The organism is Psychromonas arctica (assembly GCF_038155225.1).
In the GTDB taxonomy this organism is placed as follows: domain Bacteria; phylum Pseudomonadota; class Gammaproteobacteria; order Enterobacterales; family Psychromonadaceae; genus Psychromonas; species Psychromonas arctica_B.
In genome coordinates this window covers 1-955 of the sequence record NZ_JBAKBA010000093.1, presented here as the reverse complement: position 1 = coordinate 955, position 955 = coordinate 1, and the positions used below count along the sequence as shown (strand labels likewise).

Annotated in this window: 1 protein-coding gene; it reads right to left on the bottom strand. The window is 47.6% G+C overall.

Features of this window, described 5'->3' with window-relative positions; genetic code table 11:
- A partial coding sequence (locus tag V6255_RS17925) for an Ig-like domain-containing protein (RefSeq protein WP_341629369.1) occupies positions 1-955 on the bottom strand: 955 nt, incomplete at both ends.

The window sequence follows — 955 nt, the reverse complement described above, 5'->3', positions numbered from 1 at the left end:
ACATCAATCGTAATGGGTGTGTCTTCGTTTGTTGTTGCGGTATCAGCGACTAATACGGTGTCATCAGCGATTGGATCTACTGTCACAGTAACCGTTTCTGTATTACCGTCTTCATTAGTGTAAGTGAAGGTATCAGTGCCATTGAAATCTGCATTCGGCGTGTAAGTCACCGAACCATCATCATTAATCGCAACGGTGCCGTTAGCACCTTGGGTTACCGTATCAACAGGTGAAACTTCGCCGTTATCAACGTCGGTATCATTCGCTGTAACATCAATCGTCACAGGTGTGTCTTCGTTAGTCGTTGCGCTATCAGCAGCTAATACGGTGTCATCAGCAATTGGATCAACCGTGACCGTCACGGTTTCAGTGTTGCCATCGACATTAGTATAAGTAAACGTGTCGGTGCCATTGAAATCGGCATTCGGCGTGTAAGTTACGGTACCATCATCGTTGATCGCAACTGTGCCGTTAGCGCCCTGCGTCACGGTATCAACTGGGGAAACTTCACCGTTATCGACATCCGTATCATTACCGACTACATCAATCGTAATGGGTGTGTCTTCGTTTGTTGTTGCGGTATCAGCGACTAATACGGTGTCATCAGCCACCGGTTCAACCGTCACAGAGACCGTTTCGGTATTGCCTTCTTCATTAGTGTAAGTGAAGGTATCGGTGCCGTTGAAGTCTGCATTCGGTGTGTAAGTCACCGTACCATCATCGTTGATCGCAACGGTGCCGTTAGCGCCCTGCGTCACGGTATCAACTGGGGAAACTTCACCGTTATCGACGTCAGTATCGTTACCAACTACATCAATCGTAATGGGTGTGTCTTCATTCGTTGTCGCAGTATCAGCGACTAATACGGTGTCATCAGCAACCGGTTCAACCGTCACAGAGACCGTTTCTGTATTACCGTCTTCATTAGTGTAAGTGAAGGTATCGGTGCCGTTGA